Genomic DNA, 21,774 nt, shown 5'->3' on the forward strand with positions numbered 1-21,774 from the left:
GGAGCTTGGCGGGTGATAATCAATGACCAAAGGCCCTTTATTCAAACCTTTATCCATAAGTATGCATAATTTATTTCTATAAAGAACGTAGGGTTATTAGCGGCTTTATGTTTATTGCCAAAAGAAATCAACAGCATAGTTACCGGTAACATCTTGCGTCAGGCAAGCCATCCTTCTGGAGTGAACTCCGCTGAGCAGTTAAAGAGTCGGTGAAGGGGGAAACGCGGTGGGGTTATGACTCATAAAAATTAATGATGTATTTGCGGACGGCAAGGCTAAGGTGAGGTGGCGTCGGGTTTGGCGGTACGTGAACCCTTCAGGCGCCGGTTTTAGCGCATCGGTCGCGATGCGCCGCTTGCCCGCCAGGGAGGGGGATGGTTGTCGTTACGGGTTTAATGAATGTTAAGACCGTAGACGAACAGCCACGAAAACAGCAGCGCCAGCAGGCATGCCATAAAAACGATGGAGATCATTTCCTTCACAACTTCATTCCTTTTCCCGGTGAGCCAAATTTACTTCTCTTTGTTTTTGCGCGAAATTTTAGATCGGTATGGGTAAAAATCCTAGTTTTAATCCTGTTTTTTCCCGGCCTTGCGGCGTAAGCCGCTTCGATAAGCCGTGGCGGCGGTGGGAAATCGGGGACGTTAACTCGTCGTAGCTATTGCTGAACGCCATGAGGCTGACTATATAAAAGGGGGACTGCGTGGCGTCGAAGGCAGCCAGGCTCGCCCCTTGCGGGGCCGTTCATCTGCCTGCGGCGCTTTCCTATGAGATGAAGGAGTCGGCAATGAGCACAAAACCAACTATCGTGCTGGTACACGGATTCTGGGGCGGCGCCGCGCACTGGAGTAAGGTCATCATCGAGTTGTCGCGCAGGGGATATACGGCGATTCATGCGGTGGAAATGCCGTTGACGTCGCTGGCTGAGGATGCGGAACGTACGCGTAAGATGGTCGCGCAGCAAGCGGGACCGGTATTGTTGGTCGGGCACTCTTACGGCGGTGCCGTGATCACGGAAATGGGCAACCAGCCTAACGTGGTTGGCCTGGTCTACATCGCCGCGTTTGCGCCGGATGCCGGTGAAAGTGCCGGCGGTATTACGCAAGCGCATCCTCCTGCGGCAGTCGAGAATCTGGCCCCGGACAGCGACGGTTATCTGTGGATTAAAACCGACAAGTTTCACGAAAGCTTTTGCCAGGATCTGACCGCCGACGAGGCATTGGTGATGGCGGTGGCGCAGAAGGCCCCGCTGGCCGATACCTTTGGCAACACCATCGGCGAGCCCGCCTGGAAACATAAGCCGTCATGGTATCAACTTTCCAGCGACGATCGAATGATAGCGCCGGAGAATCAGCGGCGCATGGCGCAGCGGCTGCAGGCCAAGAAAGTGATGGTGCTGAATGCCAGCCATGCCTCGCTGGTTTCCCATGCCGATGAGGTGGCGGGTTTGATTGACGAAGCGGCAGGTTTGAAATAAAGCAGGGGCAGGAAGGCTCGACATTCTGCGGCAGATTATCCCTTCGCTGCCTATTACGCCGGACGAAAGCGCCGGCGTAATAGGCGCTAATTAGGGATAAGCGCTGATATCGTTATAACAGCATCATCAACACGACGGCGGCGGTAATAATGGCGTAGAGGTCTGCCTTACGCATATTGCCTTAGCGCCCGTTAACGCCGATCATTTCTATTGCCGCGCGATGCAGCCGCTGAAAATAGTCATCGGGCTGCTTTTCTATCTCCTGGATAAGGCTGGCGAGCAGGTTCTGTTTGGTTATCGGCTTGTTGGCGGTCAACACCAGCAGCACGTTTTTGCCGAGCAGGCAACATATTTGCTTATGGTATTCATCAACATCGTGCTTGTTGAGGCCATAGAGGGTGTAGTCGATCATGATGTCTAACCTGCTGACAGGTAAATGCCCGCCGCAGCGGGCTGAGAAGCCATAGAAAAATAAAATGATGCAAATTTCGCTTAGGAAGAGACTTAAGCGATGGGGTAACGATAACTGAATGGGAATATTCCTATCAAGCCGTGCGGGGGTAGCGGCGGATGTTTAGGAATAACCTCAGAAGAACAAATAATAGAGAGAACCGTTCTGGGGAATCTGACTTATTATTGTTGTTGCCATTGTTTAAAAAATAAACATGGGTTTTGCAAATGTATAATGCGAAAAAGAAACAGCCGGAAAACGGTGCTTTCCGGCTGTGGTGACATTCACGCGGCGTTATTCACACGGTCTGTTTACGGAACAGTTCGCGGAATACCGGATAGATATCGTCCGGTTCGCGGATATGCTGCATGGCGAAGTTGTCGAATTTCGCCTGCAGATCCTCGTATTCGCGCCACAGCGTTTGGTGAGCGCGGCGAGTGATTTCTATGTAGCTGTAATAACGCACCATCGGCAGGATCTTTTTCGCCAACAGCTCATGACACAGCGGTGAATCGTCGGCCCAGTTGTCGCCGTCCGACGCTTGCGCGGCATAGATATTCCATTGCGCCGGGTCATAACGCTCTTCGACTACGTCATTCATTAACTTCAGCGCGCTGGAAACGATGGTGCCACCGGTTTCCTGCGAATAGAAGAACTCCTGTTCGTCCACCTCTTTCGCCTGGGTGTGATGGCGAATGTAGACCACCTCGACGTTTTTATAGGTTCGGCTCAGGAACAAATAGAGCAGAATGTAAAAACGCTTGGCCATGTCTTTGGTCGCCTGGTCCATCGAGCCGGACACGTCCATCAGGCAGAACATCACCGCCTGGCTGGAGGGCTCCGGCCGGCGCTCATAGTTTTTGTAGCGCAGGTCGAAGGTATCGATAAACGGCACGCTTTCGATTTTCTTGCGCAGTTCGGCAATTTCCTTGCGCAGCCGCTCCTCTTCCAGCAATTGCACCGGCTCGGTATTTTCCAACTGGGTCAGCGCATCTTCCAGCTCGTGCAACGCGCGTCTTTTACCGGCGGTCATGGCGGTTCGTCGCGCCAGCGAATTCTGCAGCGAACGCACGACGCTGATGTTGGCCGGCACGCCATTGGCGGTATAGCCGGCACGATGGGTTTTGAACTCGGTCAACTGCTTGTACTGATTCTTTTTCAGATTGGGCAGGGCGAGATCCTCGAACAAAAGATCGAGGTACTCGTCTTTGGAGATCTGGAAGACGAATTCATCCTGGCCTTCACCGTCCTGGCTGGCGTTGCCCTGGCCGCCGCCACCGCCTGCGCCGCCCTGAGGCCGCTCAACGCGATCGTTCTGCACGAAGTGGTCATTGCCTGGGTGAACGCGATGGCGTGTGCCGCCGCGCCCCTGATGAAACATCGGTTCGTTGATATCGTCAGTGGGGATGGAGACCGATTCCCCGCTGTCTACGTCGGTGACCGAACGCTTGTTGATGGCTTCGGCAATCGACTGTTTGATTTGCGACTTGTAACGGCGCAAGAAGCGCTGGCGGTTCACCATGCTCTTGTTTTTGCCGTTCAGCCGTCGGTCAATGAAATAGGCCATACTTCCCCCAAACGACGTTGCCAACTCTTCATGTCCCGGTCGCGACAGCGCAATGTGTAAGCCCCTCCTTGGGCTGCGCTGCAACGTCCATGACTGTGGACATGGCCCTGATAATGCCGCTTACCTGAGGCGTTATGAGGATTTTCTGACCCGCAGATACCATTCACACAACAGGCGCACCTGCTTGCGGGTATAGCCTTTCTCCATCATGCGGTCGACGAAGTCGTCGTGTTTTTTCTGCTCGTCTGTCGAGGTTTTGGCGTTAAATGAAATCACCGGCAACAGCTCTTCGGTATTGGAGAACATTTTCTTCTCGATCACGGTGCGCAGCTTCTCGTAGCTGGTCCAGTTCGGATTGCGGCCGTTGTTGTTGGCGCGGGCGCGCAGCACGAAGTTCACGATTTCGTTGCGGAAATCTTTCGGGTTGCTGATACCGGCCGGTTTTTCAATTTTCTCCAGTTCGGCGTTCAAAGACTCGCGGTCGAACAGCTGACCGGTGTCGGGGTCGCGATACTCCTGATCCTGGATCCAGAAGTCCGCGTAGGTCACGTAACGGTCAAAAATGTTCTGTCCGTATTCCGAGTAGGATTCCAGATAGGCGGTCTGGATCTCTTTGCCGATAAACTCGGCGTATTTCGGGATCAGATAGCCTTTCAGATGTTCGAGGTATTTCTCGGCCAAATCCTGCGGGAACTGTTCGCGTTCGATCTGCTGCTCCAACACATAGAACAGGTGCACCGGGTTGGCTGCCACCTCGGCGTGATCGAAGTTGAATACCCGCGAGAGGATTTTAAAGGCGAAACGGGTGGAGAGGCCGTTCATGCCTTCGTCAACCCCGGCGTAGTCGCGGTACTCCTGATAGGACTTGGCTTTCGGATCGGTATCCTTGAGGCTTTCGCCGTCATACACGCGCATTTTCGAGTAAATGCTCGAGTTTTCCGGCTCTTTCAGCCGCGACAGCACGCTAAAGCGCGCCAGCGTTTCGAGGGTGCCCGGCGCGCAGGGCGCGTGAGTCAGCTCGCTGTGATCCAGCAGCTTGTCGTAAATCTTGATCTCTTCCGACACGCGCAGACAGTAAGGCACCTTGACGATGTACACGCGGTCGAGGAACGCTTCGTTGTTCTTGTTGTTACGGAAGGTCACCCACTCGGATTCATTGGAGTGCGCCAGAATAATGCCGTTGAACGGCAGGGCGGAGATGCCCTCGGTGCCGTTGTAGTTACCTTCCTGAGTCGCCGTCAGCAGCGGATGCAGCACTTTGATCGGCGCTTTGAACATCTCGACGAATTCCATAATCCCCTGGTTGGCGCGGCACAGTGCGCCGGAATAGCCGTAGGCGTCCGGATCGTTCTGCGCGTGGTTCTCCAGCTTACGGATGTCCACTTTACCGACCAGCGCCGAGATGTCCTGGTTGTTCTCATCGCCCGGTTCGGTTTTGGCGATGGCGATCTGCTCCAGGATGGAAGGGCGCACCTTCACGACTTTAAACTTGGTGATATCGCCGCCGAACTCGTGCAGGCGCTTCGCCGCCCACGGCGACATGATGGTGCCGAGATAGCGACTTGGGATGTTGAACTCTTTTTCCAGGATTGAGGCATCTTCCTGAGGGTTGAACAGGCACAGCGGATGATCGTTGACCGGGCTGCGTTCGCCGTTGGCGCTGAGGGTGTAGATGGGCACGCGCTGCATCAACGCTTTAAGGCGTTCTGCCAGTGAGGATTTACCGCCGCCTACCGGGCCCAGCAGGTAAAGGATCTGTTTCTTCTCTTCCAGGCCCTGCGCGGCGTGCTTCAGGTAAGAGACGATCTGTTCGATGGCCTCTTCCATGCCGTAGAATTCTTCGAAGGCCGGATAGCGTGCGATCACGCGGTTGGAGAACAGGCGCGACAGGCGTGATTCTAGCGCAGTGTCGACCATCACAGGTTCACCGATAGCCATCAGCAGACGTTCGGCCGCGTTGGCATAGGCACTGCGATCTTGCCGGCAAATGGTAAGAAATTCCTGCAGTGTGAACTCTTCGTCCTTGGCAGCTTCGTAGCGCTGGCGATAGTGGTCAAATATGTTCATGATGCCCGTCCTTTCGTTATTAGCACAGGTTAAAGAGAGCGTGTGATAGTGTTCTGGCTCCCGAAAGATGAGAATACGCCTGAGTACAGCAACCCGTATGCCAACTTGGTGCGCTTATTATCGCGAGTTGCGCTGTATGCCACTGGGCCCAGGATAAATTCACCTTCTGATTTAAGCTTAGTTTGCTTGCCGGAAAATTTCCTGCCGTAGAAAAAGCTTTTTTTAAGTCATATCAATGACTCAGTTATTGCCGGGATAACCAAATGCCTTGTCTGGCGCGGCCTGCGGGATAAAACGTCATCGTTCCGCCATGATTAATTCATAATTCCGCTATAAGTTATTCGATCTTGGTCGTTTTCCTTTGTAAAGATTAGGCGCGCAACTAAATTTTCACATAAACTATCGCGGTTATTAACCCTGTAATTTATGGAAAAAGAACCAGTGAAGATTTCAAAACTCAAAACGCTAGCAATTATCGCTTCCGCAATGGTTTGTGCGCAAAGTGCTCAGGCGGGGACCTGGTCACTCGGTGCTGCCGCGCTGGTTAGCCCGGACGCGTATCGCGGTTATCAGGACCGCGTTTATCCGGTGCCCGTCATCGACTATGAAGGTGACGACTTCTACTTCCGTACTCTGACCGCCGGTTACTACCTGTGGAAAGATCAAGAAAATCAGCTGAGCATCATGGGGTATTACACGCCATGGGGCTACCGTCCGGGCGACAGCGACGACGATCGCATGAAGCGTCTCGACAAGCGTCGCGGCACGCTGATGGCCGGCCTGGCCTATTCACACAACGCAGAGTGGGGCACCCTTCGTACCACGTTCACCGGCGACACGCTGAACAACAGCAACGGGCTGGTGGGCGATGTCGCTTATCTGTACAAGTTTGATCTGGACGCGCTGACGCTGGTCCCGGGCGTGGGCGTGATGTGGAACAGTAAGAACCAGAACAAATATTACTACGGCGTCAGCGCCAATGAATCACGCCGCAGCGGCCTGGACAGCTACACCCCTGGCGATAGCTGGGCTCCGTATCTCGAGCTGAGCGCCAATTATCAGATCAACAAAAGCTGGAACGCCTTCTTCGTCGGCCGCTATGTGAAATTGTCGGATGAAGTGAAAGACAGCCCGATGGTGGATAAATCTTACACCGGTTTGTTGATGACGGGTGTGAGCTACACCTTCTAATCACGCATTGCACAACTATCGTGCATGTCGTGCATCAAAAAGGGGCGCCGGCGCCCCTTTTGCACATCTGTAGTGCGCTTCCGCGCACGGTTCCTCAGGCCTTCTTACGACTGCGGAAGGTGACACCCAAACGGGCGGGTTGCTCGCCGGCAGCGACCAGCGGTTTGCTGACGCGCCCGGTCTCGATGCAGACCATGGTCTTGTAACCGTCGTTCGGCATATCCCCCATGCTGCAGGAGAGTTCCACGCCGGGGTTCCAGGCGATGACGTCGCTCATATGATGGTGGTGAACCTCGATGGTGCGAGCGAGTGCCGGATCGCGGATCTGGCTGAAAGCTTCCGGGCGGGTATAGACGCGGTCGGTTTGGCCGATGAATGTCACTTCACCCGTCTGATGCGCCTCTGCGCCGCCCGCCACCTTGTCGATATAAGGCTCGCCCAGGCCCGCCACGCTGACCCGATCGATGTCGCCGACCTGGAAGTAACTGTGCAGCGCCGCCGTGGCTTGATAATCGCCGTGCGATTCCAGCTCGATCTCGCACTCTTCACCCAGCTTGAAGCGAGCAATCAGCGTGAAGGCGTGCGGCCACAGTTTGCGGGTCTGCTCATTGTCTTTCAGCGTAAAGGTCAGGATGACGCCGTTCTCATCTTCATCGTGCGCCGTCAGGCTCCAGGGCTGGTTGCGGGCAAAGCCGTGGGAGGGTTGCGCCACCGGGCCGAACCACGGCCAGCAGATCGGCACGCCACCGCGGATGGCCTTGCCTGTGGCGAAAGGCGTGTTGTTGCTGAGCCAAATCACCGGCTGCTCACCGCTGGGCTGCCAGGCCAGCAAATGCGCGCCTTGCAGCGCGACGGCCGCGCGCACTTTCGGGTGCGACACCACAACCACGCCCAGCTCATCGAGTTGCCGCTGGCTGATATAAGGAGAAATTTGTTCGGAAACGGGCAGGGTGAAAATTTTCTCGTTCATTTCATGACCTATTGTTTGCCGGAGATAGAAATGGACCCTATTAGCTTTCGGGTCACAACCAGGCCCTCAGGCGCATGCTTAGACAGTGACTGAGGTGAGTGTGTGCAGCGAACAACGCTGTGACTCGAAAGATGACGGGTAAAAAAAGGGCGACAAAAAAATGTCGCCCTCATTATCAGCTTAACATCATGCCATTACTTGGAGATGTGAGCGATCAGATCCAGAACCTTGTTGGAGTAGCCGGTTTCGTTGTCGTACCAGGAAACCAGTTTCACGAAGTTGTCGTTCAGTGCGATACCGGCTTTGGCATCGAACACGGAAGTCAGCACTTCGCCGTTGAAATCGGTGGAAACCACGTCGTCTTCAACATAGCCCAGAACGCCTTTCATAGAGCCTTCAGCGGCGTCTTTGATGGCTTTCTTGATTTCTTCGTAGGTAGCCGGTTTTTCCAGACGCACGGTCAGGTCGACAACGGACACGTTAGGCGTCGGTACGCGGAACGCCATACCGGTCAGTTTGCCTTTCAGCTCTGGCAGAACCACGCCAACCGCTTTCGCTGCGCCGGTAGAAGAAGGGATGATGTTCTGGGATGCGCCGCGGCCGCCGCGCCAGTCTTTGTGAGACGGGCCATCAACGGTTTTTTGAGTCGCGGTGGTGGCGTGAACGGTGGTCATCAGGCCTTCAACGATGCCGAAGTTGTCGTTGATGACTTTAGCCAGCGGCGCCAGGCAGTTGGTGGTGCAAGAGGCGTTGGACACGATGTCCTGGCCGGCATATTTGTCAAAGTTGGCGCCGCGAACGAACATTGGGGTCGCATCTTTGGATGGGCCAGTCAGAACCACTTTTTTAGCGCCGGCGGTGATGTGTTTACGCGCGGTTTCGTCGGTCAGGAAGATACCGGTCGCTTCAGCAACCACATCAACACCCACTTCGTTCCACTTCAGGTTAGCCGGGTCTTTCTCTGCGGTAACACGGATGGTTTTGCCGTTAACAACCAGGTGGCCGTCTTTAACTTCTACCGTACCGTTGAAACGGCCGTGAGTAGAGTCATACTTCAGCATGTAAGCCATGTACTCTGCGTCCAACAGGTCGTTGATTGCAACGATCTCGATGTCAGAACGCTCTTGAGCAGCACGGAAAACAATGCGACCGATACGGCCAAAACCGTTGATACCTACTTTGATAGTCATATATTCCACCAGCTATTTGTTAGTGAATAAAAGGTTGGTTGTAAAATTACAAAAACCTTACCCAGCGTCAAGCGGAATCGTGTCAATACTTGCGGCAAGTCAAACCGGAAGGGTGGTTTTGCACGCTTATTGCACAGTCCATTTGCGCTCGGCCTCATCCGTTATATGGGGACAAGCCGCCAAGTATAAAGTCAGCATACGCAAGATGTGTGATCGTTATCACATATCATCGTGACGTGGCCTTTATGGGCTACAGTTTAGGCCAAAAACCCCTGCAGAGGTGTTAATTTTTTGTTATTATTAATCATTGTTTTCGTTGACATTATCCACATTCAGAGATAAGCACAAATGGCTAAAGAGACAACCCCCGGTCATCCGGTCACGGAACTGAATGAAATCCAACGTTATGTGACGCAACAGCGTGGCACCGAAGCGCCGTTCAGCGGCAAATTGCTGCACAACAAGCGCGAGGGCGTGTACCATTGCCTGTGCTGTAACCAGCCGCTGTTCTATTCCGAAACCAAATACGATTCCGGCTGCGGCTGGCCGAGCTTTTATGAGCCGGTTTCCGCCGATGCAATCCGTTATCTTGATGATAATTCACATAATATGCATCGTGTTGAAATCCGCTGCGGCCACTGCGACGCGCATCTGGGGCACGTTTTCCCTGATGGCCCGCAGCCGACTGGCGACCGCTACTGCGTCAACTCCGCCTCGCTGAGTTTCACCGATGGCGAAAATGGCGACCAAACGGCCGGTTAAGTGGTAATTTAATCAACAAAATCGATTCAGCTAATTATTCATCTGTAAGCGAGAAGGGCTCTGATGGACGTAAAAGATCTGATTGCGGCGATGACGCCCGAGATATACCAGCGCCTGGTGCAGGCGGTTGAGCTGGGCAAGTGGCCGGACGGCGTGGCGCTGACGCCTGAGCAGAAGGAAAACAGCCTGCAGGCGGTGATGCTGTGGCAGTCGATGAACAACGTCGATCCGCAGCACATGAGCATCGGCACCGACGGGCAGATCGTGATGAAGAGCAAGCAAGAACTGAAGCAGCAGTTTGTTGCCGAGCCGCTGGTCAAACTTAAACCGCAGTAAGCTGTCCCTAAAGCGGGGCGATGGCGACATCGCCCCCGTCGATTTACCGTTTCTCGCCTTTTATTCCCAGCGACTCCGCCAGCTGTTGCGCCAGCCGGTTATTGTCGTCCGCGCCGTACTCCCAGAACATCGCTCCCCCCAATCCCTGGCTTTTGATGTACTCGGCTTTGATAGCCACCGAACGCGGGTTCTCGTAGGAGATAGCGAACAGCGGTTTGCCTTCGGCGGATTGCAGCGTCAGGTATGGCACTTTGGCGTCGTCATCCCAGTGTTCGCGGAAACGCTGCTGCGGATCGTTGAGCAATTTGCTGACGATATCGTGGTATTTAAAGTAAGTGTCTTTGCTGAGATCCAACCCCAGCGTGCGGAACAGAGCGGTTTCTCGCGCACTGAAATAAGGCTGCGTCACCGGATGTTTGGCGGCGTCCGGCTTGTCCCAGTCGATGCCCGGCTCGGTCGCTCGTTTCGGCACCCGGCCGTAGAAACCGATACCCAGGTTCATCTGCGCCGGTTTTAATCCGGCGGCCAGATAATGTTTTACCACGGAATCGGCGCTGTAGCGGTCGGCGGCGGCTACGGTTGGCCAACGCGTTGAATCGTACAGGTTGGCATTGAAGTACTGCGTGCCGTAAGCCATATCGTAGGTCATCAGATTGATGTAGTTGAGGTAAGGGGCAATGCTTTTCACATCGACCCATTCCTGCGGGCTTTTGACGTTGGCCCCGACGGCGATGGTTAACAGCTTGCCTTTACCCAGCACCTGATGAAGCTCTCTCAGCAGCAGGGTGAAGTTGTCGCGGTCTGCCGGTTGGCTTTCCACCAAACCCCAGGCGCCGTTTACCGGGTATTCCCAGTCCAGATCGATCCCATCCAGCCGGTACTGTGCGATCACCTGCAACGCGGAGCGAATGAATATCGCCCGGTTTTCCGCGGTGGCGGCGGCGCCGGAGAAACCGCGTGCGCCCCAGCCGCCGACCGACAACAGCACTTTCAGCTCGGGGTTCTGTTTGCGCAGCACCGGCAGACGTTGCAGATCGGCCGTGACTTTCGGCGACAGGTAGATCTGGTGACGGCGAGCGGGGTCTTTCAGCGCCGCATTGGTTTCGTCTTTCTCGTCGTTGTAGATCAGGCCGAACGAATAGTTGAGATGGGTGATTTGCGTCACGTCCAGCTTGTCGATGTCGCCACCGGGGCCGGCGGTGACATCGCCGCCGCCGTTGAAGTAGCCGACGGAGAGATAGGCCGCCTGGGCCGTGCTTGCGCCGGCCATAGACAACTGCACCGCCGCCAGCAAAGGCAGCAGTTTTCGGGTTATTTTCATGTCTGTCTCCTTGTGGTCGGCAAGGCCGACCGTACCGCCAGGGGCGGGCACAATAAAGCCGGGCTCAGTGGGCCCCGGATGCGTATAACCGATTGACGCCAAAAGCGTCGCAGCCATAACAGCAAAAGCGCCTGCCGGTCACAAGCCGTTGGGGAAGAAGAAAGGTGGTATTGTGAGCGGCGTCGATAATTTCGCCGCTGCGTAGAGAGGGCGCCGGTGGCGCCCGAGAGGATTTAGTTGGCGAGAAACTGTGACAGGGTAACTAGCTGTGCGCCGGCGCGCGCCATGTCCTGCAGCGCTCGTTCACTGTCGCCCGGCTGCAGATTCACGCCGCGGCAGCCGTCGACGATCACCTGCGTCGGATAGCCGGCAGCCAGTGCATCCAGCACGCTAAACTTCACGCAGTAGTCGGTCGCCAGGCCCATGATCGCCAGCCGCCGGACGCCCTGCGAGTGCAGCCAGCCGTGCAGTTCGGTCTGCGCCCGGTGGCCGTTATCGAAGAACGCGCTGTAGCTGTCGATGCTCGTATCCTGCCCTTTGCGAAAAACGGCATTGATGTGTTGCCGCTGCAATTGAGGATGAAAATCGGCGCCGTGGCTCCCTTGCACGCAGTGCACCGGCCACCACACCTGCGGCAGGCCTTCCAGCTGGCCGAGGGTGCCGACCTGCGCATGGGAGTTCACCGCAAAGCTGCGGTGATTGGCGGGATGCCAGTCCTGGCTGGCTACCACCGGCTCGCCCCGCGCCAGGCAGGCGGCGATAGCCTGATTGGCGACCGGGATGACGGCGTCGCCCTCCGTGACCGCCAGCGCGCCGCCGGGGCAGAAATCGTTTTGCAGATCGATCAACAACAGGGCCGTTTTCATCGCCGCTCCAGAGTTCAGTAGGTTAACCGTTGATGCTCAGCTCGCCGCGCAGATCTTGCTGCATCAGGGCGCGGATTTGTTCCGGCGTCAGCGGCTGGCTCAACAGATAGTGCAGCTTGGTCAGGGCGGCTTCCACCGTCATGTCGAAACCGCTGATCACCCCGGCATGCGCCAACGCGTTGCCGGTGGCGTAGCCTTCCATATTGACGCGCCCGGAGATGCACTGCGTCAGGTTGACCACCACGATGCCGCGTTCAGAGGCCGCACGCAACTCGTCGATCAGCTCGGCCTTCTGTGGCGCGTTGCCGACGCCGTAGGAGCGCAGGATCAGCGCTTTGACCGGCTGCAGCAGGAAGTTGCGCACCACCGCGCCGGAAATGCCCGGATAGATGGTGACCACGCCGATCGGCTGCGGCGTGATGTCATGCACCTGCAACGCGCCGTTGCAAGCCGGGCTGTCGATGCCTTGCTGGCGGCGAATGTGGATGCCGGCTTCCAGCAGCGGCGGCAAATTCGGGGAGGCGAAGGCGTCGAAGCCGTCGGCGTGCGCTTTGGTGGTGCGGTTGCCGCGGAACAGCTTGTTGTTGAAGAACAGGCTGACTTCGTTCACCGGATGGTTGGCCGCCAGATATAGCGCGTTGAGCAGGTTGGTTTGGCCATCGGAGCGCAGCTCCGCCAGCGGGATCTGCGAGCCGGTGACGATCACCGGTTTGGCCAGGTTTTCCAGCATGAAGGAAAGCGCAGAGGCGGTGAACGCCATGGTGTCGGTGCCGTGCAGGATCACGAAGCCGTCGTAGCGATCGTAGTTCTGCTTGATGTCGTCGGCGATGTGCTGCCAGTCTTCCGGCGTCATGTCTGAAGAGTCAATCAATGGCGCGTATTCATGAATGGTGAAATCCGGCATCTCCGGCCGATGGAATTCGGGCATCAGCGCCAGCTGGCGCTGCAGGTGGCCGGAAACCGGGATGTAGCCGTGATCGGAACGCTGCATGCCGATGGTGCCGCCGGTGTAGGCGACGTAAATGGATTTCTTTTGCATGGTTATGATTTTAACAAAGATAAGATGGGCTGAATTATAGGGACATGGCGGCAGAAAAAAAGCCCGGCGGTGGCCGGGCTGCAGAATTATTTGTTAGCGGACTTCTCCGCAGGTGAGACAGATCGCATAACGGTTTTGCGGATCGTTCAGGTTATTGAACAAGCCCGGTTGTTCTTTCACCGCGTTGGCGACCGAAGCCAGCGGGGCGGGCAGCATGGCCTGAATCGCGGCCGGCAGCATGGCGTGAATGGAAACGCCAAACTGGCTGAGCACCATATCGCTCAGGCTTGGGGTATCGACGAACCAGTCGAGCTGCCACTGCTGCAGCTTTGCCAGCTCGGCGGCTTTCTTCACCGCGTCGTCGAAATCGCCCAACTGATCGACCAGGCCGTTGGCCTTGGCGTCGCTGCCGAGCCAGACGTGGCCCTGTGCGATTTTGTCAACCTGCTGCGGGGTCATCTTGCGTGATTTGGCGACCAGATCGAGGAAGTTCTTATACCCGTTTTCGATATTCAGCTGCATCATCTGCGAGAACTCCTGCGGCAGCGCCTTGGTGACCGCGATATCGGCCAGCGGCGAGGTCGCCACGCCGTCGGTGTGCACACCCAGCGTATCCAGGGTTTTCTCGTAGGTATTGATGATGCCGAAAATGCCGATAGAACCGGTCAGGGTGCTCGGGCTGGCGATGATATAGTCGGCCGGCGTCGAGACCCAGTAGCCGCCCGACGCGGCCATGCCGCCCATCGACACCACCACCGGTTTGCCGGCGGCGCGCACGGCGGCCAGCTCGGAGCGGATCACTTCGGACGCGCTGACGCTGCCGCCTGGGCTGTTGACGCGGAACACCACGGCCTTGACGGCCGGATCCAGACGCGCCTGGCGCAGCTCGGCGGCGGTGGTGTCCGCCCCGACGTTGCCCGGCGTCTGCTGGCCGTCCATGATGGCGCCGTTGGCGAACACCACGGCGATCTTGCCGCCCTGGTTGGCGTCCGGCTTCGGCTGATAGTCGTAGATGCTGATGGCGTTGAAATCGTTCGCCTGTTTGTCCCAGCCGAAGGTCTTGACCAGCTGATTTTCGATCGCGGTGCGCGACGCCAGCTCATCCACCAGCTTATTGTCCAGCGCATAGCGGGCGGTGTCGCCACCGGCCGCCTGCAGGCCGCTCAGCACGCCGGCTGCGCCCGGGAACAGCTGCTGCGGCGTCAGCTGGCGGTTGGCGGCCACGGTCTCCAGGTAGTTCTGCCACAGGCCGCCGATCCAACGGCTGTCCGCTTCGCGCGCCGCCGGGGACATATCGTCGCGGATCAGCGGTTCGACCGCCGATTTATAGGTGCCGACGCGGAAGATATTGGTGGTGACCTTGAGCATGTCCAGCAACGACTTGTAGTACAGGTTGTTGGTGGCGAAACCGTGCAGATCGACCGCGCCCTGCGGCGACAGGTAGACCTTGTTGGCGTAGCTGGCCAGGTAGTATTGCGTTTGGTTGTAGCTGTCGCCGATGGCGAAGATCGGTTTGCCGCTGTCGCGGAACTCGCGCAGCGCTTTGCCGATATAGCGCAGCGACGGCTGATCGGCGCCGGCGAAGTCATTCAACTGCAACACCATGCCGGTAATGTTTTTGTCGTCTTTGGCCTTGCGGATACTGTCGACTACATCGAACAGCGAGTTTTCCTGCAGGCGGCTACTGGAGGCGCCCAACAGTTCGCGGCCCCATTGCCGCACCCGGTTGTTTACCGAAGGCTGATCGACCACCACGCCGCTTAAATCGACCAGCAACGCGCCGCGCGCCGGGGCCGCCGAGGTGGAGGAACTTTGGAAGGACAGATAGATGCCAACCCCAACCAGGATCAGCAAGACCAGGAACAGGTTAAGGATCAGTTCCCTGATAAAATTCAGCAGACGCCATGTCCACCGGAAAATGCCGGCAAAAATTTGCCACAATGTGCGCATGTGCTCTCCAACAAGAGTCGAGAATGTTCCGCTATCCTAATGAGCGGCCGGGTAAATGTCAGCTTTAAATCGTGGCACACGGACGCTATCGCCGAGGCTGTAACTCGTCGTTTAGCTATGTTAACGTGGCCGGAATGAAAATTGTTATCAGGAGTTTACAATGGATGCTCTGGATCTTTTATTGAATCGCCGCTCGGCTTCGCGCCTGGCGGAACCGGCGCCGGCGGGGGAAGTGCGCCAAAATATCATCAACGCGGGCCTGCGTGCGCCCGATCACGGCGCGCTGCAGCCGTGGCGTTTCGTGATGATCGAGAATCAGGGTCTGGAGCGCTTCAGCCAGCTGCTGCAGGCGGCGGCGAAGCAGGATCGGCTGGACGAAGCGGCGATTGAAAAAGCCGCCAAGGCGCCGTTCCGCGCGCCGCTGATCATCACCGTCATCGCGCATTGCACTGAGGAAACCAAGGTGCCGCGCTGGGAGCAGGTGGTTTCCGCCGGTTGCGCCGTGCAGGCGATGCAGATGGCGGCGCTGGCGCAGGGCTTTAACGGCATCTGGCGCACCGGCGCCTGGACCGAGCATGCGCTGGTGCGCGAAGCCTTCGGCTGCCGCGAGCAGGATGAGATCGTCGGTTTCCTCTACCTGGGCACGCCGCAGCTGAAGGCCGCCACCAAAGTGACGCCGCCGGACAGCACGCCTTTCGTCAGCTATTTCTAAGTTTTTTCCAACGGGGTGCGGCGAAAATGCGCCAAACCCCGCAAAATTGCATGGTTTCTGAGCAGGCCGCTCGCTTATCCGCGGCGCGCTCTTATCAATCCCCTCGGCAAGCGCTACCCTATGTTATCTTGAGTGCCGTTACCGAAGGGAGTGGACTATGACATCGCCAGCGATCCGTTTAACCCAGTACAGCCATGGCGCTGGCTGCGGCTGCAAAATCTCACCGAAAGTTCTCGAAACCATCTTGCACAGCGAGCGGGAAAAATTTGTCGATCCGCGTCTGTTGGTCGGCAATGAAACCCGCGACGACGCGGCGGTGTATGACATCGGCAACGGCGTCGGCATCATCAGCACTACCGACTTCTTCATGCCGATCGTCGACGATCCGTTCGATTTCGGCCGTATCGCCGCCGCTAACGCCATCAGCGACGTGTACGCCATGGGCGGCAAACCGATCATGGCGATCGCCATTCTCGGCTGGCCAATCGCCAAACTGCCGCCGGAGGTGGCGCAGCAGGTGATCGACGGCGGACGTTTCGCCTGCCAGCAGGCGGGGATCGCGCTGGCCGGCGGCCATTCCATCGATGCGCCGGAACCTATCTTCGGCCTGGCGGTCACTGGCGTGGTCAACACCGAGCGAGTGAAAAAGAACAGCGCCGCACAGGCCGGGGCGCAACTCTATCTGACCAAGCCGCTGGGCATTGGCGTGCTGACGACCGCCGAGAAGCAAAGCAAGCTGCGCCCTGAACATCAAGGGCTGGCGACGGACGTGATGTGCCGCCTGAATAAGCCGGGCGCCGACTTTGCCGAAGTGGCGGGCGTCACGGCGATGACCGATATCACCGGCTTTGGCTTGCTGGGCCACCTGAGCGAGGTATGCCAGGGTTCCGGTCTGCAGGCGACGGTCTGGTTCGATCGGGTGCCGAAGCTGCCGCTCGTCGAGGCGTATATTGCCGAGGGCTGCGTGCCGGGCGGCACCGGGCGCAACTTCGACAGCTACGGCCATCTGGTGGGCGAGATGAGCGATTTGCAGCGTCAGCTGCTGTGCGATCCGCAAACCTCCGGCGGTTTGCTGTTGGCGGTATTGCCTGAGGCGCAGGCGCAGGTGCTGGCGATTGCCGAGCAGCATGGCATCACGCTCAATCCTATCGGTGAGCTGCATGCCGCACAGGCAGGTAAACCGCTGATCGAGGTTGTGTAGTGTCCAAGATGCAAGGCAGGCCGGACAGCGCCGATTATCAACGCATTTTTCTGCAGGACGTGCCGCTGATTGACGTGCGTGCGCCGATCGAGTTTCAGCAAGGCGCCTTCGCTCAGGCTGTGAACCTGCCGCTGATGGTCGACAGCGAGCGGCAGGCGGTGGGCACTTGCTATAAGCAGCATGGTCAGCAAGCGGCGATTGCGCTCGGCCACAGCCTGGTGAACGGCAAACTGCGGGAACAGCGCACCGCCGCCTGGCTGGCGGCCTGTGCGCAGCGACCCGAAGGTTATATTTACTGCTTCCGTGGCGGGCTGCGCTCACAGCTGGTGCAGCAATGGCTGCATGAGGCCGGCGTCGAGTACCCGCGTATTACTGGCGGTTATAAGGCGCTGCGCAATTATCTGCTCGGCGTGTTGGCGCAAAGCGCGGCATTGCCGATGGCCCTGGTGGGCGGCAATACCGGCAGCGGCAAGACGCTGCTGGTCAACGAACTGGCCGACGGCGTCGATCTGGAAGGCGCGGCGCGCCATCGCGGTTCATCTTTTGGCCGAACGCTGGCGGGGCAAAGCTCACAGATCGATTTTGAGAATCGTCTGGCTGTGTTATTGCTGAAAAAACAGCATGGTGGCAGCCGCCGTTGGGTGCTGGAAGACGAAGGGCGGATCATCGGCAGCAACAATCTGCCGTTGCCGTTGTTCAACGGCATGCAGCAGGCACCGGTGGCGGTGATCGACGATCCGTTTGATATTCGCCTGGCACGCCTGCAGGCCGAATATATCGACGGGATGCGCGAACAGTTCGAACAGGCCTATGGCGTGGAAGAAGGCTGGTGGCAGTACGACGACTATCTGCATCACGGCCTGTTCGCCATTCGCCGCCGGTTGGGCCTGGAGCGCTTCCAGCAGCTGACGCAGCGGCTGGAAGCGGCGTTGCGGGCACAGCGTCTCAGCGGCCAGGGTGACGCGCACCGCGAGTGGTTGGCGCCCTTGTTGCAGCAGTACTACGATCCGATGTATTGCTATCAGTTGGAAAAGAAAGCCCAGCGGATCGTCTTCCGTGGGAACTATGCAGAAGTAAGAGAATTCTTGATGACGTTCAGCCAGAAAAACGGTGATTAATGCGACTGTTCATAGCCGAGAAACCGAGTTTGGCGCGCGCCATTGCCGACGTCTTGCCCAAGCCGCATCGCCGCGGCGACGGTTATATCGCCTGTGGCAACAACGACGTGGTGACCTGGTGCGTCGGCCACCTGTTGGAGCAGGCTCAGCCTGACGCCTATGACAGCCGCTATGCGCGCTGGTCGTTGGCAGACCTGCCGATAATTCCCGAAAAATGGCGGTTGCAGCCGCGGCCTTCGGTCAGCAAACAGCTCAACGCCATTAAAAAGTTGCTGCTCGAAGCCGATGAAGTGGTTCACGCCGGCGACCCGGATCGCGAAGGGCAACTGCTGGTGGATGAGGTGCTGGACTACCTGGATTTGACGGCGGAAAAGCGCCAGAACGTGCGCCGCTGTCTGATCAACGATCTCAACCCGCAGGCGGTGGAGCGTGCGGTTGAACGCCTGCGCGACAACCGTGATTTCATTCCGTTGTGCGTGTCTGCGCTGGCGCGTTCGCGCGCCGACTGGTTGTACGGCATCAATATGACCCGCGCCTACACGCTGCTGGGCCGCAACGCCGGTTACGACGGCGTGCTGTCGGTAGGCAGGGTGCAGACGCCGGTGCTCGGATTGGTGGTACGGCGTGATGAAGAGATCGAAAACTTCGTGCCAAAAGACTTCTTTGAGGTCAAGGCGCACATCGTCACGCCGAAAGAAGAACGCTTCGTGGCGCTGTGGCAGCCCAGTGAGTCCTGTGAGCCTTATCAGGACGAAGAGGGGCGTTTGCTGCACCGGCCGTTGGCGGAGCATGTGGTCAAGCGCATTGAAGGCCAGCCGGCTCTGGTCACGTCTTATAACGATAAACGGGAATCGGATACCGCGCCGCTGCCGTTTTCGCTCTCCACGCTGCAAATCGAAGCGGCACGGCGTTATAACCTCAGCGCGCAACAGGTGCTGGACGTTTGCCAGCGGCTGTACGAAACCCACAAGTTGATTACCTATCCGCGTTCCGACTGTCGCTACCTGCCGGAAGAGCATTTCGCCGGCCGCCACGCGGTGCTGAACGCCATCAGCGTGCACCAGCCCGAGCTGTATCCGCAGCCGGTGATCGACAGCGATCGCCGCAACCGTTGCTGGGACGATAAAAAGGTCGACGCGCACCACGCCATCATTCCCACCGCCCGCGCCGGCAAGATTAATCTGACGCAGGATGAGCGGAACGTGTATGGGCTGGTGGCGCGCCAGTATCTGATGCAGTTCTGTCCGGATGCGGTATTCCGCAAATGTGTGATCGAGCTGGATATCGCCGGCGGCAAATTTATCGCCAAGGCGCGATTCCTGGCGGAAGCCGGCTGGCGTACGCTGCTGGGCAGCAAGGAGCGTGACGAGGAGAACGAAGGTGCGCCGCTGCCGGTGGTGGCTAAAGATGATGAGCTGTTGTGCGAGCGCGGTGAAGTGGTGGAGCGCCAGACGCAGCCGCCGCGGCCGTTTACTGACGCCAGCCTGTTGTCGGCCATGACCGGCATCGCGCGGTTCGTACAAGATAAAGCGCTAAAGAAAATCCTGCGGGCGACCGATGGTTTAGGTACGGAAGCGACGCGAGCGGGGATCATAGAATTGCTGTTCAAGCGGGCGTTTCTGTACAAGAAGGGACGCTATATTCACTCCAGCGAAACCGGGCGCGCATTGATTCACTCGCTGCCGGATCTTGCTGCACGCCCTGATATGACGGCCAACTGGGAAGCCACGCTGACGCAAATCAGCGAGAAATCCTGCCGCTATCAGGACTTTATGCAGCCGTTGGTCGGCACGCTGCAAGAGCTGATTTATCAGGCCAAGCAGAGCCGGGCGAGCATGGCGTTTCGTGGATTGCCGCCGCCGCCCTCCAGCGGAGGCAAAAAACGCAGGAAAAGCGCCGGCAAGGCGCAGGAGAAGAGTGAATGAAGCGTGGACTCACTGGTGTATTGGCTGCCGCGGCCCTGATGTTTTCCGGCCTGGCCGCCGCCAATCGCGGCGATGTGGACGTGGTGCTACCGGTTTCGCCGGAGATCTGGGGCGCGGCCAAAAGCGGCGACAATCCGCCGCCGGCGCAGCCCTGCAGCCGTTGTTGCGTCTACCAGAATCAGAACTATTCCGAGGGGGCGGTGCTCAAAGTCGAAGGGGAAGTGCTGCAGTGCGTGCGTGAGCCTAATACTATCGGCACCAACCCCTTGATTTGGGTACGATTAAAGAAGTGACGATGTAACCTGTCACCGCGCTCAGCGCGCTTCGCCTTGCGCGGCGAGATAATCCGCCAACAGTGGAACGTCAGCGGGCGCCAGGGGGTATTCCTGCGCCTGTTGCGGCGTGACCCAGACCAGCGCCGAATGGCAGCGCTGTTGCAGTTCACCGGAGAACTCCGCGACTCGCCAGGCATGCAGTCGGATGATGCGTTCGCCTTGCCGCCACTGATTGCTGCCCACATAGTTGCCGATACGGGCGCTAATCCCCAATTCTTCATCCAGCTCGCGCGTCAGCGCCTCCGGCTGGCTTTCGCCGGTTTCAACCTTGCCGCCGGGAAACTCCCACAGGCCGGCTTGATCGCTGCCTGCGCCGCGCTGGGCGAGCAAAATACGCCCATTTTGTTCCAAAATGGCGGCTACTACGTCGATAATTTTCATTGGCTTCACAGAATAAAACCCCGGCGAGCGCCGGGGGGATGGGGTTACAGCGTGAATTCCGCCCAGACCGGCGCATGGTCAGAAGGTTTCTCCATGCCGCGGGTTTGGTAATCAATGCCGGTGGCGATGCAGCGCGAAGCCAGCGGGGTGCTGGCCAGCAGCAGATCGATACGCAGGCCGCGGTTGTCGTCGAACCCTTTGGAGCGGTAGTCGAACCATGAAAACTCGTCGTTGCGCCCCGGGTTGGCGTGGCGATAGGTATCCACCAGGCCCCAGTTCAGCAGGCGATCCATCCATTCGCGCTCTTCCGGCAGGAAGGAGCACTTGCCGGTGCGCAGCCAGCGTTTGCGGTTGTCTTCGCCGATGCCGATATCGTAATCACTCGGGCTGATATTCATGTCGCCCATGATCAGCACCGGGGATTCCGCCGACAGCTGCTGCTCCAGGTAGTTTTGCAGATCCTGATAAAAGCGTGTTTTAGCCGGGAATTTGATCGGATGGTCGCGGCTTTCACCTTGCGGGAAGTAGCCGTTGATCACCGTCAGCGTGCCCTGCGGCGTAGCCAGATCGGCCATGATGATGCGACGCTGCGCGTCTTCTTCATCGGTTGGGAAACCGCGGCGTACGGCCAGGGGCTCCGCTTTGGTCAGCAGCGCCACGCCGTAATGGCCTTTTTGCCCGTGATAGAACACGTGATAGCCGTGCTGGCTGACTTCTTCCAATGGGAACATGTCATCGTGAACTTTGGTTTCCTGCAGACCGATCACGTCGGGCTGGTGCTGTTCGATAATTGCCGCCAGCTGATGCGGACGCGCGCGCAGTCCATTGATATTAAAAGAGACAAACTTCATGAGCGGTGCCGTTTTCACGAGAAAAATGTGCTGTGATAGTAGCAGAGTTTGGCGGGAAATGTAA

General features: G+C 57.8%; 20 protein-coding genes. 9 read left to right on the forward strand and 11 right to left on the reverse strand.

From position 1 onward, the window contains the following. Positions 1-787: 787 nt before the first annotated feature. Positions 788-1,477, forward strand: a complete 690-nt coding sequence (locus tag JL05_RS15010; protein ID WP_004932239.1) for an alpha/beta hydrolase — start codon at positions 788-790, stop codon at positions 1,475-1,477. Positions 1,478-1,658: 181 nt separating this feature from the next. On the opposite strand, the gene JL05_RS15015 is transcribed toward JL05_RS15010, so the two are convergent. The 3 genes from JL05_RS15015 to yeaG form a co-directional block, all read right to left on the reverse strand. Continuing rightward, positions 1,659-1,889 (reverse strand): biofilm development regulator YmgB/AriR family protein, encoded by a 231-nt coding sequence (locus tag JL05_RS15015; RefSeq protein WP_004932237.1) that lies wholly within the window; start codon positions 1,887-1,889, stop codon positions 1,659-1,661. Between the two features lie 337 nt (positions 1,890-2,226). Next, complete coding sequence (locus JL05_RS15020) at positions 2,227-3,495, reverse strand: YeaH/YhbH family protein (protein WP_004932234.1); 1,269 nt, start codon at positions 3,493-3,495, stop codon at positions 2,227-2,229. A 132-nt stretch (positions 3,496-3,627) separates the two neighbouring features. After that, a complete protein-coding gene (gene yeaG, locus JL05_RS15025) occupies positions 3,628-5,562 on the reverse strand; it encodes a protein kinase YeaG (RefSeq protein WP_004932230.1) in 1,935 nt (644 codons plus the stop codon). Between the two features lie 426 nt (positions 5,563-5,988). Here yeaG and JL05_RS15030 point away from each other — a divergent pair, with 426 nt between their 5' ends. Then, positions 5,989-6,753, forward strand: a complete 765-nt coding sequence (locus tag JL05_RS15030) for a MipA/OmpV family protein (protein WP_015378103.1) — start codon at positions 5,989-5,991, stop codon at positions 6,751-6,753. A gap of 94 nt (positions 6,754-6,847) precedes the next feature. On the opposite strand, the gene JL05_RS15035 is transcribed toward JL05_RS15030, so the two are convergent. After that, positions 6,848-7,723, reverse strand: a complete 876-nt coding sequence (locus JL05_RS15035; RefSeq protein WP_021503854.1) for a D-hexose-6-phosphate mutarotase — start codon at positions 7,721-7,723, stop codon at positions 6,848-6,850. Positions 7,724-7,917: 194 nt separating this feature from the next. After that, on the reverse strand, positions 7,918-8,913 hold the full coding sequence (gene gapA / locus JL05_RS15040) for a glyceraldehyde-3-phosphate dehydrogenase (protein ID WP_016927474.1): 996 nt from the start codon (positions 8,911-8,913) through the stop codon (positions 7,918-7,920). Between the two features lie 348 nt (positions 8,914-9,261). On the opposite strand from gapA, the gene msrB reads away from it, so the two are divergent. After that, positions 9,262-9,675: a peptide-methionine (R)-S-oxide reductase MsrB gene (gene msrB / locus JL05_RS15045; RefSeq protein ID WP_004932219.1), complete on the forward strand. Its 414-nt coding sequence runs from the start codon at positions 9,262-9,264 to the stop codon at positions 9,673-9,675. 63 nt (positions 9,676-9,738) lie between these two features. Then, positions 9,739-10,011, forward strand: coding sequence for a YeaC family protein (locus JL05_RS15050; RefSeq protein ID WP_004932218.1), 273 nt, complete (start codon positions 9,739-9,741; stop codon positions 10,009-10,011). Positions 10,012-10,054: 43 nt separating this feature from the next. Here JL05_RS15050 and chiD read toward each other — a convergent pair whose 3' ends face one another. The 4 genes from chiD to sppA all read right to left on the reverse strand — a co-directional run bounded on the left by chiD (position 10,055) and on the right by sppA (position 15,187). Then, positions 10,055-11,332, reverse strand: coding sequence for a chitinase ChiD (chiD, locus tag JL05_RS15055; protein ID WP_033632865.1), 1,278 nt, complete (start codon positions 11,330-11,332; stop codon positions 10,055-10,057). 233 nt (positions 11,333-11,565) lie between these two features. Beyond that, the gene (pncA, locus tag JL05_RS15060) at positions 11,566-12,198 is read right to left on the reverse strand and encodes a bifunctional nicotinamidase/pyrazinamidase (protein ID WP_033632866.1); all 633 of its coding nucleotides are present in this window, start codon (positions 12,196-12,198) and stop codon (positions 11,566-11,568) included. A gap of 22 nt (positions 12,199-12,220) precedes the next feature. Beyond that, positions 12,221-13,237: an asparaginase gene (gene ansA / locus JL05_RS15065; protein WP_016927477.1), complete on the reverse strand. Its 1,017-nt coding sequence runs from the start codon at positions 13,235-13,237 to the stop codon at positions 12,221-12,223. Positions 13,238-13,330: 93 nt separating this feature from the next. Further along, on the reverse strand, positions 13,331-15,187 hold the full coding sequence (sppA, locus tag JL05_RS15070; protein WP_033632867.1) for a signal peptide peptidase SppA: 1,857 nt from the start codon (positions 15,185-15,187) through the stop codon (positions 13,331-13,333). A 160-nt stretch (positions 15,188-15,347) separates the two neighbouring features. Here sppA and JL05_RS15075 point away from each other — a divergent pair, with 160 nt between their 5' ends. The 5 genes from JL05_RS15075 to JL05_RS15095 all read left to right on the forward strand — a co-directional run bounded on the left by JL05_RS15075 (position 15,348) and on the right by JL05_RS15095 (position 20,436). Then, positions 15,348-15,899, forward strand: coding sequence for an NAD(P)H nitroreductase (locus JL05_RS15075; protein ID WP_033632868.1), 552 nt, complete (start codon positions 15,348-15,350; stop codon positions 15,897-15,899). Between the two features lie 157 nt (positions 15,900-16,056). Next, positions 16,057-17,100: a selenide, water dikinase SelD gene (gene selD, locus JL05_RS15080; protein WP_033632869.1), complete on the forward strand. Its 1,044-nt coding sequence runs from the start codon at positions 16,057-16,059 to the stop codon at positions 17,098-17,100. Positions 17,101-17,108: 8 nt separating this feature from the next. Beyond that, positions 17,109-18,218, forward strand: a complete 1,110-nt coding sequence (gene mnmH, locus JL05_RS15085) for a tRNA 2-selenouridine(34) synthase MnmH (RefSeq protein ID WP_033633641.1) — start codon at positions 17,109-17,111, stop codon at positions 18,216-18,218. Next, a complete protein-coding gene (locus JL05_RS15090) occupies positions 18,218-20,143 on the forward strand; it encodes a DNA topoisomerase III (protein WP_004932196.1) in 1,926 nt (641 codons plus the stop codon). Before mnmH ends, JL05_RS15090 begins: the two co-directional genes overlap by 1 nt. Continuing rightward, positions 20,140-20,436, forward strand: a complete 297-nt coding sequence (locus JL05_RS15095) for a YnjH family protein (protein WP_033632870.1) — start codon at positions 20,140-20,142, stop codon at positions 20,434-20,436. Before JL05_RS15090 ends, JL05_RS15095 begins: the two co-directional genes overlap by 4 nt. Before the next feature lie 21 nt (positions 20,437-20,457). Here the strand turns inward: JL05_RS15095 and JL05_RS15100 are convergent, their stop codons facing one another. Both JL05_RS15100 and xthA read right to left on the reverse strand, forming a co-directional pair. Then, positions 20,458-20,859, reverse strand: coding sequence for a pyrimidine (deoxy)nucleoside triphosphate diphosphatase (locus JL05_RS15100; RefSeq protein ID WP_021503849.1), 402 nt, complete (start codon positions 20,857-20,859; stop codon positions 20,458-20,460). A gap of 44 nt (positions 20,860-20,903) precedes the next feature. After that, positions 20,904-21,710 (reverse strand): exodeoxyribonuclease III, encoded by an 807-nt coding sequence (gene xthA, locus JL05_RS15105; RefSeq protein WP_004932192.1) that lies wholly within the window; start codon positions 21,708-21,710, stop codon positions 20,904-20,906. Positions 21,711-21,774 lie beyond the last annotated feature (64 nt).

The organism is Serratia nematodiphila DZ0503SBS1 (genome assembly GCF_000738675.1).
Classification (GTDB): domain Bacteria; phylum Pseudomonadota; class Gammaproteobacteria; order Enterobacterales; family Enterobacteriaceae; genus Serratia; species Serratia nematodiphila.